Annotated in this window: 13 protein-coding genes; 11 read left to right on the top strand and 2 right to left on the bottom strand. The window is 37.2% G+C overall.

The features are described from left to right. Positions 1-259: 259 nt before the first annotated feature. On the bottom strand, positions 260-1,237 hold the full coding sequence (locus BN3107_RS15620) for an aldo/keto reductase (RefSeq protein WP_058308556.1): 978 nt from the start codon (positions 1,235-1,237) through the stop codon (positions 260-262). 199 nt (positions 1,238-1,436) lie between these two features. Further along, positions 1,437-2,831, bottom strand: coding sequence for an MFS transporter (locus tag BN3107_RS15615; protein ID WP_058308555.1), 1,395 nt, complete (start codon positions 2,829-2,831; stop codon positions 1,437-1,439). Positions 2,832-3,113: 282 nt separating this feature from the next. Here BN3107_RS15615 and BN3107_RS15610 point away from each other — a divergent pair, with 282 nt between their 5' ends. The 11 genes from BN3107_RS15610 to BN3107_RS15560 all read left to right on the top strand — a co-directional run bounded on the left by BN3107_RS15610 (position 3,114) and on the right by BN3107_RS15560 (position 15,959). After that, positions 3,114-3,869, top strand: coding sequence for a DeoR/GlpR family DNA-binding transcription regulator (locus BN3107_RS15610; protein WP_058308554.1), 756 nt, complete (start codon positions 3,114-3,116; stop codon positions 3,867-3,869). Between the two features lie 140 nt (positions 3,870-4,009). Then, positions 4,010-5,467: a CoA-acylating methylmalonate-semialdehyde dehydrogenase gene (locus tag BN3107_RS15605; RefSeq protein WP_058308553.1), complete on the top strand. Its 1,458-nt coding sequence runs from the start codon at positions 4,010-4,012 to the stop codon at positions 5,465-5,467. Between the two features lie 64 nt (positions 5,468-5,531). After that, a complete protein-coding gene (gene iolB / locus BN3107_RS15600; RefSeq protein WP_058308552.1) occupies positions 5,532-6,347 on the top strand; it encodes a 5-deoxy-glucuronate isomerase in 816 nt (271 codons plus the stop codon). A 21-nt stretch (positions 6,348-6,368) separates the two neighbouring features. Continuing rightward, positions 6,369-7,361 carry a 5-dehydro-2-deoxygluconokinase gene (gene iolC / locus BN3107_RS15595; protein WP_058308551.1) on the top strand — a complete coding sequence of 331 codons (993 nt, stop codon included), beginning with the start codon at positions 6,369-6,371 and terminating at the stop codon, positions 7,359-7,361. 4 nt (positions 7,362-7,365) lie between these two features. Next, positions 7,366-9,282 carry a 3D-(3,5/4)-trihydroxycyclohexane-1,2-dione acylhydrolase (decyclizing) gene (gene iolD, locus BN3107_RS15590; protein WP_058308550.1) on the top strand — a complete coding sequence of 639 codons (1,917 nt, stop codon included), beginning with the start codon at positions 7,366-7,368 and terminating at the stop codon, positions 9,280-9,282. 33 nt (positions 9,283-9,315) lie between these two features. Further along, positions 9,316-10,167, top strand: coding sequence for a class II fructose-1,6-bisphosphate aldolase (gene fba, locus BN3107_RS15585; RefSeq protein ID WP_058308549.1), 852 nt, complete (start codon positions 9,316-9,318; stop codon positions 10,165-10,167). Positions 10,168-10,305: 138 nt separating this feature from the next. Beyond that, a complete protein-coding gene (gene iolG / locus BN3107_RS15580; protein WP_058308548.1) occupies positions 10,306-11,313 on the top strand; it encodes an inositol 2-dehydrogenase in 1,008 nt (335 codons plus the stop codon). 19 nt (positions 11,314-11,332) lie between these two features. Further along, positions 11,333-12,229 carry a myo-inosose-2 dehydratase gene (iolE, locus tag BN3107_RS15575; RefSeq protein ID WP_058308547.1) on the top strand — a complete coding sequence of 299 codons (897 nt, stop codon included), beginning with the start codon at positions 11,333-11,335 and terminating at the stop codon, positions 12,227-12,229. Between the two features lie 618 nt (positions 12,230-12,847). Further along, on the top strand, positions 12,848-14,149 hold the full coding sequence (locus tag BN3107_RS15570; RefSeq protein WP_058308546.1) for an ABC transporter substrate-binding protein: 1,302 nt from the start codon (positions 12,848-12,850) through the stop codon (positions 14,147-14,149). Between the two features lie 63 nt (positions 14,150-14,212). Then, positions 14,213-15,145, top strand: coding sequence for a carbohydrate ABC transporter permease (locus BN3107_RS15565; protein ID WP_058308545.1), 933 nt, complete (start codon positions 14,213-14,215; stop codon positions 15,143-15,145). Continuing rightward, complete coding sequence (locus tag BN3107_RS15560; protein ID WP_058308544.1) at positions 15,132-15,959, top strand: carbohydrate ABC transporter permease; 828 nt, start codon at positions 15,132-15,134, stop codon at positions 15,957-15,959. Before BN3107_RS15565 ends, BN3107_RS15560 begins: the two co-directional genes overlap by 14 nt. Positions 15,960-15,985: the final 26 nt, after the last annotated feature.

The raw sequence follows: 15,985 nt of genomic DNA, 5'->3' as shown, positions 1-15,985 counted from the left end.
ATTATGGTTCGCTTCACGGGAATTAACGTTAATTCCCGTGAAGGTGAAGATATTTCCCGTCAAGCGGAAGTTAATTCCCGTTAGCATTGATTGAATTCCCGTGAAGCCGTCCCTCTCTTCTCCATTACTCCTTATGAAATTAAAACCTATTTAGTCGAAGTTAAATATTCATCAAATCATTTATCAGGAAAAAAAGTATCCGCTCTGACATGTGAAAAAGGGATGCGAATCAGATTAGATTCGTATCCCTTTGTGAATTTTACCAAGCATATTCTTTTGGTGCTTCCGCGTAACCGGGGAAAATTTCGTCTAAACGGTCAAGTGATGATTGATCCAATTTAATTTCTACTGCACGTAAAGATTTTTCAAATTGCTCTAATGTACGTGGACCGATAATTGGCGCATCTAATGCTGGATTGTGCAGTACCCAAGCGAGCGCTACATCTGCTTCATGTTCTCCCAGTTCTTTGCAAAAGTGAGAGAACGCTTCTAATTGTGAACGGTGTTTTTCAATTTTTTCAGTTTGACCAGCAGTTCGAGAGCCTTTATCTGGATTTAATGCATTGCCGCCAAGCAATCCACCATCCAACGGACTCCAGGCAATCACACCGATTCCCTGGTCTTTCGCTGCCGGTAATACTTCCAATTCTGGAAGACGACATAATAAACTGTATTTATGTTGTTCCGATACCAGACCTAAGAAATGGCGTTCTTTCGCGGCTGCCTGTGCTTTAATTAGATCCCAACCTGCGAAGTTACTTGAACCAACGTAGTCAATTGTACCTTTTTGTACTTCTGCCTGAAAGACTTCCCAAAGTTCTTCCCAGGATACATTACGATCAATATGGTGCATTTGATATAGTTCCACATGATCGGTTTGTAACCGCTTAAGTGAACCTTCTAAATGACGACGCACCTTATATGCGGAAAGAAATCTTCCGTCATTCGGTCCGTCGTTCTCATCTCCCATGTGATTATATACTTTGGTAGCAAGTACAGCCTTTTCCCTGCGATTTCCGCCTTGGGCAAACCAGCGGCCAATAATTTCTTCTGTCCAGCCGTGGCGACCTTGACCACCATATACGTTTGCAGTATCAAAGAAGTTTAAGCCTGCATCGAGGGCCGCATCCATAATTTTGTGTGCTTCCTTTTCTTCCGTTGCCGGGCCAAAATTCATAGTCCCTAAGCATAATTTACTGACCTTCATGCCGGTACGACCTAGATTAGTATATTCCATTTAGTTCCCCTCCTATGTAGTTGATCTCACTCTTAAATTATAGGAGGGTTGGATATTTTAGGCAAACAACTTGTTTGATGGTTTTAGACGAGAATAATGGAGCTGTTTACTATAAAAGCAACTGGCTTGACTTGTATCAATACTTATTCCAATCAAGAAATCCGAAAGCCCATCGGATTACTGGAAAAGTTGATACGCATCACTGAACAGATTCCGATCCGTTTCGTTTAAAGGAAAAGTAAAAGAAAGCCCCGTTTAAAAGTGTCAAAACGATTAGACCAGCGAACACGTTACTGTAAATCATTGCATGGTTTTCAGCGATGGCAAAAGGATTAAGGCTAAACGAGCTATTGTAATCTAAAATTTTTCCAATAACAGCTCCACCGAATGCACCAGCCATGAAATTAAATAAGTTATAGATTCCCATGCCCACCCCAATTTCACGTTTGGGAAGCACGATCGAAAGCAAATTAGCAGTGGCAGTTTGAATAAATGGGAAGGCAATATAACTTATAATGATCACTATACTTAATACCCAGGCCGGACTCCCGATCAAGCTCGAGATAAGAAAGAAACCGATCATCATTAGAGCAAACGCCATAAATACCACCTGTTTGCTTCCTTTTTTTTCGGTTAAAACGCCAGCAACTCTGCCTGTAAATGCAGCTGCCATCGCTCCCGGAAAAAGGACTAAACCAATATAGAGTGCATTTAAATCATTGACTTCACTTAACATTAGCGGCAGCATAAACATCATGCCAAACATCGCCATGATTGCTAGAAATGCAGAAATTACGGTTGTTCGGTAAGGCGCATTTCCAAACATCTCAGGATTGACAAATGGATCTTTGCTGTGAAAAATTCTCCAGGCAAATAAAGTGAAAAATACAATGCTTATGATGATGTACCACCAAACAAGTAACGTTACAAAAAGAAGCAGCGTAGCTACTGCAATGGCAACAAATGCAGCGCCAAGGATATCGACCTTTCCTTCTTTCTTCTTTTCATCAGGCATCCATTTCCAAAAGAATGGAATTGTAATTAAGACACAGGCAGATATTAAAAATAAATATTGCCAGCTTAATACACCTGTAATAAAACCGCCGATCACCGGGCCAATCCCAGACGCGAACGCCATGGTGCTTGAAACAATCCCCAACACTTTTCCTCGTTCATTCGAAAAATATCTGGAGGGTATAATAAAAACCGTCGCAACAATAGAAGAAGCTCCTGTTGCCTGAATCATCCGCGCAACGACAACCATTATGAAATTTGGTGAGAAAAACCCTATAATCGAACCTGCAGCAAATAAACTGAGTCCTACTGCCAACAAATACTTCAATGGATAGATATCTGCTAATTTACCGTACATCAAGGCACCGATTGCATATAGAATGATATACCCTGTCACAATCCAGCTTACTTCTGAAGGCGATAAAGAAAATGACTTTGCCACGTCAGGTACAGCAATCATGAACATAGTTCCATTCATGACTGAAAACAATAATACAGAAGATATTAAAAAAATAATCTTTCTTTTATCTGCTTTCGTTAATTCTTTTTCAATATCCTCTTCTTTCATCGTTGTCGTCATTTCAAATTCCTCTTTTCCTGTAAATAACCTAAATACTATCGTAAACAGGACAGTAGTGAAAAGCTAGTAAACTGCTTACCTATAGAGTACTTCGTCATGTATAGAAAACGGAAGTCAATTCGAGTGAAGCCGATTTGGCACTTATCCATATTACATATAAAGTATTCTGATATTGAATTTTGTATAGACAAAGTAGTAGCCATAAAAATAAAAATGATGAAGTTTTGAGTAAGTTCTGATAACATGGATGTAATACTTGTTGATTTGGAAAGGAAGAATTCTATGATGAAAACGAAACGCATCACTTCAATACTAGATTATGTTCAAAAGAAGCATTCTGTTTCGTTAGATGATTTAGTAAAGGAATTTAATGTTTCAAAAAACACAATAAGAAGAGATGTGCAAGAATTAGTCGATCAAAAAAAATTGCAAAAAGTGTATGGTGGTGTTTCGGTCCCTAAGCCTTTAACGGTTCCGTATCATGACCGGAAAATTCAGAACTTCAAAGAAAAAGCAGTCATAGCTGAGTTAGCAGCAGATTACATTGAAGATGGCGATATCATTTTTTTGGACTCGGGTACAACGACAGGTGCGATACTCGAGTTCATTAAAAATAAAAGCCTTACGATCGTTACCAATAATATGGACTTCACATTAGATGCTACGCCATATCCACAATTGCAAATCTATGGAACAGGTGGCGTCTTTGAACGGTCAACTCGCTCTTATGTTGGCATGGATAGTGCGGAAACAATTGCGAAGTATAACTTTAATAAAGCGATCATGGCAACGACTGGGTTATCGCTTGATAAAGGGTTTACGAACTCGTCACCACTCGAAACGCAAATTAAAAGAAATGCAATGGAAAAAAGCGAAACGGTCTTTGTCCTAGCAGATCATAGTAAATTTGATCGCTATTCGATCACAACGTATGGATATTTTGATGAAATTGATTATATTATGACAGATCGAGAACCGCCAAAGCATTATGTTGATGCTGCTTCAGAACATAAAAATCATATCATCTATCCGAAATAAAAATATGAAATGGTTAACTTTTTGTAAACTTTTTATTAACTCATGAATAACTTTGTGATATACTATCGTTACAGAAACCGAATCAAAATCCTACAACTTTTTTTCGAATGCTTGTAGTGAAGCAAATAGGAGGATGAATAATGGCTAGAAAACTTAAAAATTTTATTAATGGTGAATGGGTTGCGAGCAAAACAGAAACCTACGAAAAAGTATACAATCCTGCAACAAAAGAAGTGATCGCTGAAGTACCTATTTCAACAAGTGAAGATTTTGAAGAAGCAGCGCAATCTGCACAGAAAGCATATGAACAATGGAAAAAGGTGTCTGTCTCAAAACGGGCTCGTATTCTATTTAAATATCAAAACATTTTACTAGATCATACAGAAGAATTAGCAGAATTAATTACCAAAGAGAATGGTAAAAGCAAAAAAGAAGCACTTGGAGAAGTGCAGCGTGGGATTGAAAATGTTGAATTTGCCAGTGGTGCTCCGTCATTAATTATGGGCGATTCACTTGCATCGATTGCAACAGATATTGAAGCGACGAATTACCGCTATCCGATCGGTGTTGTAGGTGGGATTTCACCATTTAATTTCCCAATGATGGTACCATGCTGGATGTTTCCGATGGCGATTGCAGTCGGAAATGCCTTCATTTTAAAACCATCCGAAAAAGCACCACTTTTAGCAGAGAAGTTAGCGGAATTATTAGATAAAGCAGGTCTGCCAAAAGGTGTATTTAATATCGTTCATGGTGCTCACGATATCGTAAATGGCATTTTAGATCACCAGGTTGTAAAAGCTGTATCATTTGTTGGGTCTAAACCAGTTGGTGAATATGTATATAAACGAGGAAGCGAGAATCTCAAGAGAGTCCAAGCATTAACAGGTGCGAAAAACCACACAACCGTTCTCAAAGATGCGGATTTAGATCTTGCTGCTAGAGATGTGATCAGTGCAGCCTTTGGTTCAGCAGGTGAGCGTTGTATGGCATGTGCCGTTGTAACGGTTGAAGAAGACATTGCAGATGAATTTGTAGCAAAATTAAAAGAAGCTGCTGACAATATCAAAATGGGTAATGGCCTTGATGATGGTGTCTTTTTGGGTCCTGTGATCCGAGAAGAGGCGAAGGAACGAACACTGCAGTATATTGAAAATGGTGTCGAAGAAGGCGCAACATTAATTCGCGATGGTCGACAAGAACAGCCGGATGATGGCTTTTTTGTAGGACCTACTATTTTTGAAAATGTAAAAACAGATATGACGATATGGCAAGATGAAATTTTTGCTCCTGTTTTATCAGTAATTAGAGTGAAAAACTTAAAAGAAGCAGTGGAAACGGCTAATCAATCCGAATTTGCTAATGGAGCTTGTATCTTTACGACAAGTGCATTATCTGTTCGTTATTTCCGTGAAAATATTGATGCCGGGATGATTGGCGTTAATTTAGGTGTACCAGCACCAATGGCGTTTTTCCCATTCTCAGGCTGGAAGTCCTCTTTCTTTGGTACATTGCATGCGAATGGAAAAGACAGTATTGATTTTTATACACGTAAAAAAGTAGTGACAGCTCGTTATCCTGAACCAGATTTTGAATAAAATAGTAGCTTGCACAGATTATTAAGATCTCGTGCAAGCTGATTCCGAATATGGAGGTTTTAGTGTGACAGAATTACTAAGAAAACCAAATGATCAGACAATTGACGGTATTACACTTCTACATGAAGTAACAAAAGCGAATTCCAATTTGCAATATGTATCGTTTAAAACAGTTGAAATGAAGGCTGGTGCGACTCTAACGGAAAGTCTTAGCGATTTAGAATGCTGTATCGTTGCTTTAACAGGAAAGATTACCGTTTCGGATGGTGAAGAAACTTTTGCCGAAATCGGAAGAAGAGAAAGTGTTTTTGAAATGGTTCCAACAGATAGTGTATATATTTCAAATGATAAAATACTCGAAGTTAAAGCGGATACCGATGCTCGAGTTGCTTTCTGCTATGCACCTTCTGAGAATTCGTTACCAACGTGTTTGATTAAAGCGGAAGATATCGAAATCGAGAAACGTGGAAAATATAACAATCAACGTCTTGTGCATAATATCTTACCTGACTTTGATCCGACTGCAAATAGTGTCTTGGTTGTAGAAGTGTTCACGGAGTCTGGAAATTGGTCCAGCTATCCTCCACACAAGCATGACCAAGATAATCTACCAAATGAATCATTACTAGAAGAAACCTATTATCATGAAATGAATCCTTCTCAAGGTTTTGTTTTCCAAAGAGTTTATACAGAAGACAGAAGTATCGATGAAACGATGGCTGTTGAAAATAAAAATGTTGTCATCGTACCTTCAGGTTATCATCCTGTCGGGGTGCCGGATGGATATACTTCCTATTATTTGAACGTGATGGCAGGACCAAAACGAGTTTGGAAGTTTCATAATGAAGCAGATCATGAATGGATTATTGATCGAAACTAACAATAAAAGGAGTCAATAATGATGGCGATTACATTTAATGCAGATAAAGCGTACGACATTATTGCAATCGGTCGTGCTTGTATCGACCTTAATGCGAATGAATACCACCGACCGATGGAAGAGACGATGACATTTACCAAATATGTTGGCGGGTCTCCTGCTAATATTGCGATCGGCAGTGCAAAATTAGGATTAAAAACAGGTTTTATTGGAAAAATCCCTGAAGATCAACACGGGAATTTTATTAAACAATATATGTCGGAAAAAGGTGTCGACACCACGAATATGGTATTTGATACAGAAGGACGTAAAGCGGGACTTGCATTTACCGAGATCCTAAGTCCTGAAGAGTGTAGTATCTTAATGTACCGTGATAATGTTGCAGATTTATATTTAGATCCAGCAGAAGTGGATGAGAACTACATCAAACAAGCTAAGGTCTTGCTTGTATCAGGTACAGCATTGGCGAAAAGTCCATCACGGGAAGCCGTTTTTAAAGCGGTAAGTCTTGCTCGTAAAAATGATGTGAAAGTGATCTTTGAACTGGATTATCGTCCATACACATGGAAGTCACAAGAAGAAGTCGCGATTTATTATTCGGCTATTGCAGAGCAGGCGGATATCGTAGTAGCTACGAGAGATGAATATGATGTGATGGAAAATAGAGAAGCAAACGGCAATAATCAAGATACCGTTAACTATTTATTTCAGCATCATGCAGAATTAGTCGTTATCAAACATGGTGTCGATGGCTCGTATGCCTATGAAAAAGATGGAACTGTTCATCATGGCAAAGCATATAAAACACAAGTGTTGAAAACGTTTGGTGCAGGTGATTCCTATGCGTCTGCTTTCTTATATGCGCTGATGAATGGCAAGGATATCGAAACAGCGCTTAAATTTGGTGGTGCCTCGGCAGCAATAGTTGTCAGTAAACATAGCTCCTCTGAAGCAATGCCAACTGTAGCTGAAATTGAACAATTAATCAAAGATCAATCGGTTGAAAGGAAGTAGTGCTATGAGTAAAACAATTCGACTTACTACCGCACAAGCTTTGGTTCGTTTTTTAAATAATCAATATATCCATGTGGATGGTGAAGAATTTCCGTTTGTCGAAGGCGTCTTTACTATTTTTGGCCATGGTAATGTTCTCGGTATCGGTCAGGCGCTCGAACAAGAAGCCAATCAATTAAGCATTTATCAAGGTAAGAATGAACAGGGAATGGCACATGCGGCAATTGCCTACAGTAAACAAAAATTACGTCAAAAAATATTTGCGGTGACAACGTCGATTGGTCCCGGTTCAGCAAATTTAACGGCGGCAGCGGGTACTGCTTTGGCAAATAATATTCCCGTATTATTTTTACCTGGTGACACCTTTGCTTCTAAACAACCAGATCCAGTGTTGCAACAAGTTGAGCATGAAGACAGTTCGAACATTACGACAAATGATGCCTTAAAAGCAGTCTCTCGTTATTGGGATCGTGTCGTTCGTCCAGAGCAATTAATGTCAAGTATGATTCGTGCCTTTGACGTATTGACAGACCCTGCTAAAGCTGGACCTGTCACGATTTCAATCGCTCAAGATGTCGAAGGTGAAGCCTATGACTATGATGCATCCTTTTTTGAAAAAAGAGTTCATTATCTTGATCGCAAAGAACCGACATCGCGTGAATTAGCAGGCGCAATCGAGCTAATAAAATCGAGCAAAAAGCCGATCATTTTAATTGGCGGTGGTGCTAAATATTCCGAAGCGAGAGAACTCTTAATGAAGCTTTCGGAGCAATATCATATTCCATTAGTCGAAACGCAAGCAGGTAAAGCAACAGTGGAATCTACTTTTGAAAATAATTTAGGTGGTCTAGGTGTAACAGGTACGCTTGCTGCCAATAAAGCGGCTAAGCAAGCTGATTTAATCATCGGTGTCGGTACGAGATATACAGATTTCTCTACTTCTTCCAAAACGGCTTTTAATTTTGAAGAGGCCAAATTTTTAAATATTAATGTTAGTAGAATGCAAGCATATAAGTTAGATGGTTTCCAAGTCGTAGCAGATGCCAAGGCCACACTTGAGAAAATTCTACTTGGCTTAAATGGCTATCAATCCGAATTTAAAGAGCAGATAAAAGAATGGAAAACTGAATGGAACCAAGAGCTTGCTCGTCTAGGAAGTGTTGCATTTAATAAGGATTCCTTTGATCCAGAAGTGAAAGGTCATTTTACTCAAGAAATATTAAATGAGTATGCCGAAGCTTTTCAATCTAATTTGACCCAAACCGCTGCCTTAGCAACCATTAATCAGACGATCGATCCTGATAGTATCGTCGTTACTTCCTCAGGGTCACTACCCGGAGACATGCAGCGAATGTGGGAAGCGAAGGCGCCTAACACCTATAATGTTGAGTATGGCTATTCCTGTATGGGCTATGAAGTTTCCGGTGCCTTAGGAGCCAAATTAGCGGAGCAAGATAAAGAGGTTTATTCGATGGTTGGGGATGGCAGTTTTCTTTTATTACACTCGGAATTCGTAACCGCGATTCAATATAACAAAAAGATCAATGTCATGCTTTTTGATAATGCTGGGTTTGGTTGTATCAATAATTTACAGATGTCCAATGGCAGTGGCAGTTACCAGACCGAATTCCGTAATTCCAATAATGAAATTTTAAACATTGATTATGCAAAAATCGGTGAAGCATACGGTGCAAAAGTCTATCGTGCTCATAATGTAGAAGAATTAAAAGAAGCGATTCAGGATGCCAAACGCCAAACACAGTCAACGCTGATCGAAATGAAGGTTCTGCCGAAAACGATGACAGATGGATATGAAAGCTGGTGGAATGTCGGTGTTGCAGAAGTAGCTAATGATGATAAGGTGACAAAGGCATCAGACGAACGTAAGAAAGTTCTCGATCAAGTTGCAAAACAATACTAAAGATATGCAAAGACGGAAAAGAGTTGTGATAATATGCTTGTCTCAATGAAAGACATGATAGTAGAAGCCAAGAAAAATCACTATGCGGTAGGACAGTTTAATATTAACAGCTTTCAGTGGGTGACAGCGATCCTTCGAGCTGCGGAAAAAGAGCGGTCGCCTGTGATTATAGCTTCTACCGATCGAATTGTAGAATATCTTGGCGGATTGAAGCTGATCGCCAGCACTACTAGAAAGATAGTAGAAGAAATGCAAATTACCGTTCCAGTCGCTCTCCATTTAGACCATGGATTTACGGTGGAACAGTGTAAACGAGCAATTGATGCTGGTTACAGTTCGGTGATGATCGATGGTTCAAAATACTCGATAGACGAAAATATCAAAATGACGCAAGAGGTCGTGGATTATGCAAAGAAATTTGGTGTTTCAGTAGAAGCAGAAATAGGATCGGTTGGTGGAACAGAAGATGGTGTAGTAGGTGGCATCAAATATGCAGATCCTGATGAATGTTTTCGAATCGTTGAGGAAACAAAAGTTGATGCGTTAGCAGCAGCATTAGGTTCTGTACACGGTGAATATAAAGGAGAACCGAAATTTGCCTTTGATTTGATGAAGGAAATATCGGAAGGGACAGATATTCCGCTAGCCTTACACGGTGGATCAGGCATACCAGATCACCAAATTGTTCAAGCAATCGAGTATGGACATGCCAAGATAAATGTCAACACAGAATCGAATAAAGCATGGGCAGAAACATTACGAAAGCTCTTAACCGATGATCCAAAATTATTTAGTCCGCCTGATATATTAGGACCCGGTATGGATGCGATCACACAGGTTGTACAAGAGAAAATGAGATTGTTTGGTTCGAGCAACAGAGTGTAGTATACCTTAGTTCTTCTAATGAAAAGAGGTAGATTATTAAAAAAAGTATTTGAGATTTATCGCTTAGAAAAAGAAATAAAACGCTTTCTTTCATTTGTAAATAATAATTCCATATGAGTAAAGTAAAGGAGTATGCATATGCGGAATGTTAAGGTTGGAATCATCGGAGCGGGAAGAATAGGACAATTACATGCGAATAATATCCTGCGCTCCTCTCAAATAGAATTAAAAGGAATTTGTGATATTAATATTTCACATTTAAAGGGAACTAATTTGGAAAAGTATGTACCAGTGATAACAGAGGATGTCTCTGTTTTAATAAACGATCCAGAAATTGATGCTATCTTTATTTGTTCATCTACAGATACGCATTGTCATTATATTTCAGAATGTGCCGATGCAGGTAAGCACATCTTTTGTGAAAAACCGATTAGTTTTAGTTTAGAAGAAACAGAAAAAGCATTACACAAAGTAAAAGAAGCTGGCGTTAAATTGCAGATTGGTTTTAATCGTCGCTTTGATACACATTTCAGTAAAATTCATCAGTTAATAAATGATGGGAAAATCGGTAATACCCATATGATCAAAATTACTTCACGGGATCCAGAACCACCAAATGAAGCATATATTAAGTCCTCAGGTGGCATGTTTTTCGATATGACGATTCATGATTTTGATATGGTGCGTTTTTTGTCAAACAGTGAAGTGAAATCTGTTTCAGTTGTTGCTAGTAATTTAGTGGATCGTGTATTTGAAAAATATAATGATGTGGACACTGCTATTATAACTCTTACATTTGAAGATGGTACATTGGCAACAATTGATAATAGTAGAAAAGCAGTATATGGTTATGACCAACGAATAGAAGTATTTGGGGAAAATGGTTTGTTGCTTGCGGAAAATGAGCGTAAGTCAAATGTACAAATAGCAACAAATGAAGCGGTTACCATTGATCATCCGAAATACTTTTTCTTAGACAGGTATAAAGTTGCTTTTGAGAAAGAAATTGAAGAATTCGCTCAAGCCATTCTAGCTGATACATCATTATCTTGTACAGGTGAAGATGGATTAGCGGCTCAAAAGTTGGCAATTGCCGCTAAAAAAGCATGGGTAGAGAAACGCACTGTTGATATGAATGAAATTTAACTGAAAAAGGAGTGGGCTTATGCTATCGAAAGAACTTATTCAATTAGGAATTGCACCGATTGGATGGACAAATGATGACATGCCTGAATTGGGTGGTGAGATCACATTTGAACAATGCGTAAGTGAAATGGCACTTTCAGGATTCTCGGGAACAGAAGTCGGCAATAAATATCCGAACAATGTTGCTGAGTTAAAGAAAGCCCTTCAATTAAGAGGATTGTCAATAGCTAGTGCCTGGTTCAGTGCCTTTCTAACGACAAAACCTTATACAGAAACGGAAAGTGCATTTATCGAACATCGTGACTTCCTATCTGAAATGGGTGCACAAGTTATTGTTGTCTCCGAACAAGGAAAGAGCATTCAGGGTAATATAGACACGCCGTTATTTGAAGATAAACCAGAGTTTAATGAAGAGGAATGGCGGAAATTAGCGGATGGTTTAAACAAATTAGGAGCATTAGCGAAAGAAAAAGGAATGAAACTGGTCTATCATCACCATATGGGGACGGGTGTACAAACTGTGGATGAAATAGATAAATTAATGGAAACTACAGATGAACAACTGGTTTATCTACTGTTTGACACGGGGCATCTTTACTTTTCCGGAGAGGATCCTGTGGCTGTTTTGAAAAAATATATTGATCGAATTAAGCATGTTCATTTAAAAGATGTGCGCGATTCGGTAGCCAAGACTGTTCGCAAAGATCAATTAAGTTTTTTAGAAGCTGTCAAAGCAGGAGTTTTTACTGTTCCTGGGGATGGGTCTTATGATTTTACAACTGCTTTTAATGTGTTATCTGATGGCGATTACAAGGGATGGTTTATAGTAGAAGCTGAGCAAGATCCTGTAAAGGCAAATCCTTTTGAGTATGCACTTATTGCTCGAAATTATATACGAGAAAAAGCAGGGATATGACATGCTTATATTTTCAAAAGATGAGACTTTGGTTATATAATACCTAGCCTTCTCTTCTTTTAGATTACAGATGAATCTTTGTTATTTTACGATTTTAGTTAAAATAAGATATTCAAATGGTGAATACATAAAACAATAAAGTCGATCGAATATAAATTAATTGTAAACATAGGAAGCTAATAAAAATAGTAATTGTTTGAAAATGTATAACTCTGAATCAAAGTTTCGGAAATTAGATCAATGTTTTTAGCGGCGAACCAATAGATTATCTATTGGTTCGCTTTACTGATTTAATAACAATTGACTGCTTCGAAAGCTCCTATACCTAAAAAGTGAAAATATTAATTTTAAACATTTTTTTATTTTGAATCTAAACTTAATTATTTATACTAAAACAACTTTATAAATGTTACCGATAACCGTATTATATAGTAAGGTGAAACTTTGACTCGAAACATTTTCTTGTTGTTTATTCTCTGTAATCGAGGATTCTTATTTATTAGGTCTTAAAAAACCTTGAGAAAAGTATTGCTTTTGTTTTTATAAGATGCTAATATAATGTTAGCGCTAACAAAAAATGCATCTAGATGTGTAGAATAATTTTAAGGGGTGTTAATAATGAATTTAAAGAAATTTTTGATGTTTGCAATTATTTTGATGTGTGTTTTTTATTTGACAGCCTGTAATGATAGCGATAACAGTGGTGAAGAACAAAGTGATTCTAATAATGAAAACGCTTCAAATGATTCGGGGGATGATAGTGAAGAGACTGTTACTCTTGAATGGATGATGTGGGCGGATAACGAGAGTGAAGCTCAGGTTTGGGAGGATATGGCAAATGAAATTAATGAAGAATATCCGAATATTGTTGTGGAATTAAATACTCTATCATTTAATGATTATTGGACAAGATTACAAACAATGGTGGCAAGTAATGAAGCACCTGATATTATTTCAATGCAAAGTTTAAGGATGCCTGGATTTGGAGCTGTCTTACATCCGTTAGATGAATTTATTGAAAATGATGAAGAAATAAATATTGAAGATTTTGATCCTTCAATATTAGAAAATATGCATTATGAAGATGCGGTTGCTGCTTTACCTTATGATGTTGGGCCATACCTTTTATATTACAATAAAGATTTATTTGATAAACATGGGGTTTCTTATCCTGATCCAGGTTGGACAATGGATGATTTTGATACAACAATTGAACAGTTATCAAAAGAAGAAGATTACGGTGTGATAATGAATAATACAAATTTAGAATATTATATTCCATATATCTATTCTAATAGCGGAGAATATTTAGATGAAGATGGCGGATATAAAATGAATGGAGAAAATACAATTGAAACAATGAATCATTTGTCAGAATATGTTGCTAATGGACAAGCACCAGAATTAGTTTCACAAGCTGCTGGAAATTGGCAAGCTGAACAATGGTTGAATGGTGACATAGGTATGTTGCTAGATGGACCTTGGAACATTTTATGGTTTTTAGATGAAACAGACTTTGACTATGGCGTTGTTCCGGTACCGGAGGGTAGTAATGGCTCAGTAACAGTATCAGCTGGTTCTGGTTTTGGTGTTTCTAATGATACCGAATATCCTGAAGAAGCATATAAAGCTGTTAAATATCTTACGAACTCTAAATCACTAAATAACTTGGCTAGCATGGGGAGAGCTTATCCTGCAAGGACATCAGCTGTAGACTCATTCTATGAAAATGTACCCGAAGAATTTAAAGCCTCTTTAGATTATGCAAGTGAAAACTCTGTGCCTTTTGAAATTACAAATACTTGGAATAGAGCGCAAGATATATTCACATCTAATTTAGTACCAATAATGAATGGTATGGTAGATGCTGAAGAAGGTATGGAAGCACTTCAAGAAGAGTTAGAAGCTATTGAAGAATAAAAAAGAAAGTATAGAACTCTTTTAAGAGTTCTATACTTTCATAACAAATGAGGAGGGGGATAAATGGCAAATGTAAAAAAAAATAAAAGTGATTCAAAAAACACTTATAAAAAATTATCCAAAACAAATCATGGTAGAACAGCGTTTCTATTCTTATTACCTAATCTTTCAGGTTTTTTGATTTTTACATTATTCCCTATAATGGCAGTATTTGTATTAAGTTTATTTGAATGGTCTTTGTTATCCGACCCTAAATTTGTGGGTTTGCAAAATTATATAGATTTATTTACCAATGATAATAATTTTATAAGAGTGCTATTAAATACAATTTTTTTTACGGTTGTGTATGTTAGTTTAAATTTGCTAGTTGCGTTAATATTCGCTGCATGGCTCAATCAAAAAATAAAAGGGATTGGTGTCTATAGAGCTATTTTATTTTTACCTGTTTTAGTCCCTCCAGTTGCTATCGCCTTGATCTGGCAATTTATGTATGAACCTCAGGTAGGTTTAATTAATAACTTGTTGGAATTAATTGGGTTTGAGGGTGTCAATTGGTTGGGGAATTCTGATTACGCTATGTTTGCTTTAATAATTATGTGTGTATGGCAACAATTTGGATATAACATGCTGATATTTTTAGCAGCATTGAAAGGAATACCTCAAACTCTATTAGAAGCGGCTTCTATCGATGGGGCAAAGCCTTTAACAAGGTTTATTAGAATTTCTTTACCAACGATTAGTCCTGCTATTCTATTTGGAACCGTAATGACATTAATTACTTCCTTTCAAATTTTTGATCAAGTTTTTATATTGACAAACGGAGGACCTGGTTATGCTACTGAAGTGTTAGGTTTATATATCTATAAAAATGCATTTGATTGGTTTCAAATGGGGTATGGAGCAGCGTTGGCTGTAGTATTGTTTGTGATAATCTTAACGGTGACATTGATTCAATTGTTACTTCAGAAAAAGTGGGTGCATTATGAAACAAAATAAGAAAAGAATTCTATGGTTTTTAAACAGAGCTGGTTTGATAGTTGCATGTACGATTGTTTTTATACCATTTATTTGGATGGTAGCTACATCTTTGAAACCTGATAATGAAATAACTAACGGTAGTTGGATAGGATCACAATTACAATTTGAAAATTATTCCCGAGCAGTTGAATTCTTTCCCTTCTGGCAATATCTATTTAACAGTTTGTTAGTCACTCTTCTTGGTACTCTAGGCGTACTAGTTACTTCAAGTTTGTCAGCGTATGCTTTTTCTCGGTTGCGCTTTAGAGGTAGAGAGTCAATGTTTGCCGGATACTTAGCAACCCTAATGGTTCCCCAGCAAGTAGTAGTAGTACCTATGTTTCTACTAATGAGAGAATTAGGCTGGTCAGACAGTTATGTAGCATTAATTATCCCATTTGCATTTACAGCGTTTGGAACGTTTTTACTTAGACAGAATTACCTAACTATTCCATATGAGGTGGACGAAGCGGCTATTATTGATGGTTGTAATCATTTTCAAGTATATTGGCGAATTTTGCTTCCGATGATTAAACCAGGCTTAGCTACCTTAGCTGTATTTACATTCATAACATATTGGAATAATTTCTTGTGGCCTTTGATAATACTAAATGATCAAAGTTTATATACACTACCTATAGGTTTACAAGCTTTTCATGGACAATATTCAACAGCATGGAATTTACTAATGGCGGGTGCAACTATGACTACTATTCCATCGTTTATCTTTTACTTATTTGCACAACGATTTATAGCAGATGGTATAGCTACTAGCGGTCTTGGTGGAAGATAACAATAATTGATAATTTGTAAAATAAA

Source organism: Gracilibacillus massiliensis (assembly GCF_001458115.1).
Lineage (GTDB): Bacteria > Bacillota > Bacilli > Bacillales > Amphibacillaceae > Gracilibacillus > Gracilibacillus massiliensis.
Note: the sequence above shows the minus strand (reverse complement) of the source record. Positions and strands in the feature narration are given on the sequence as shown.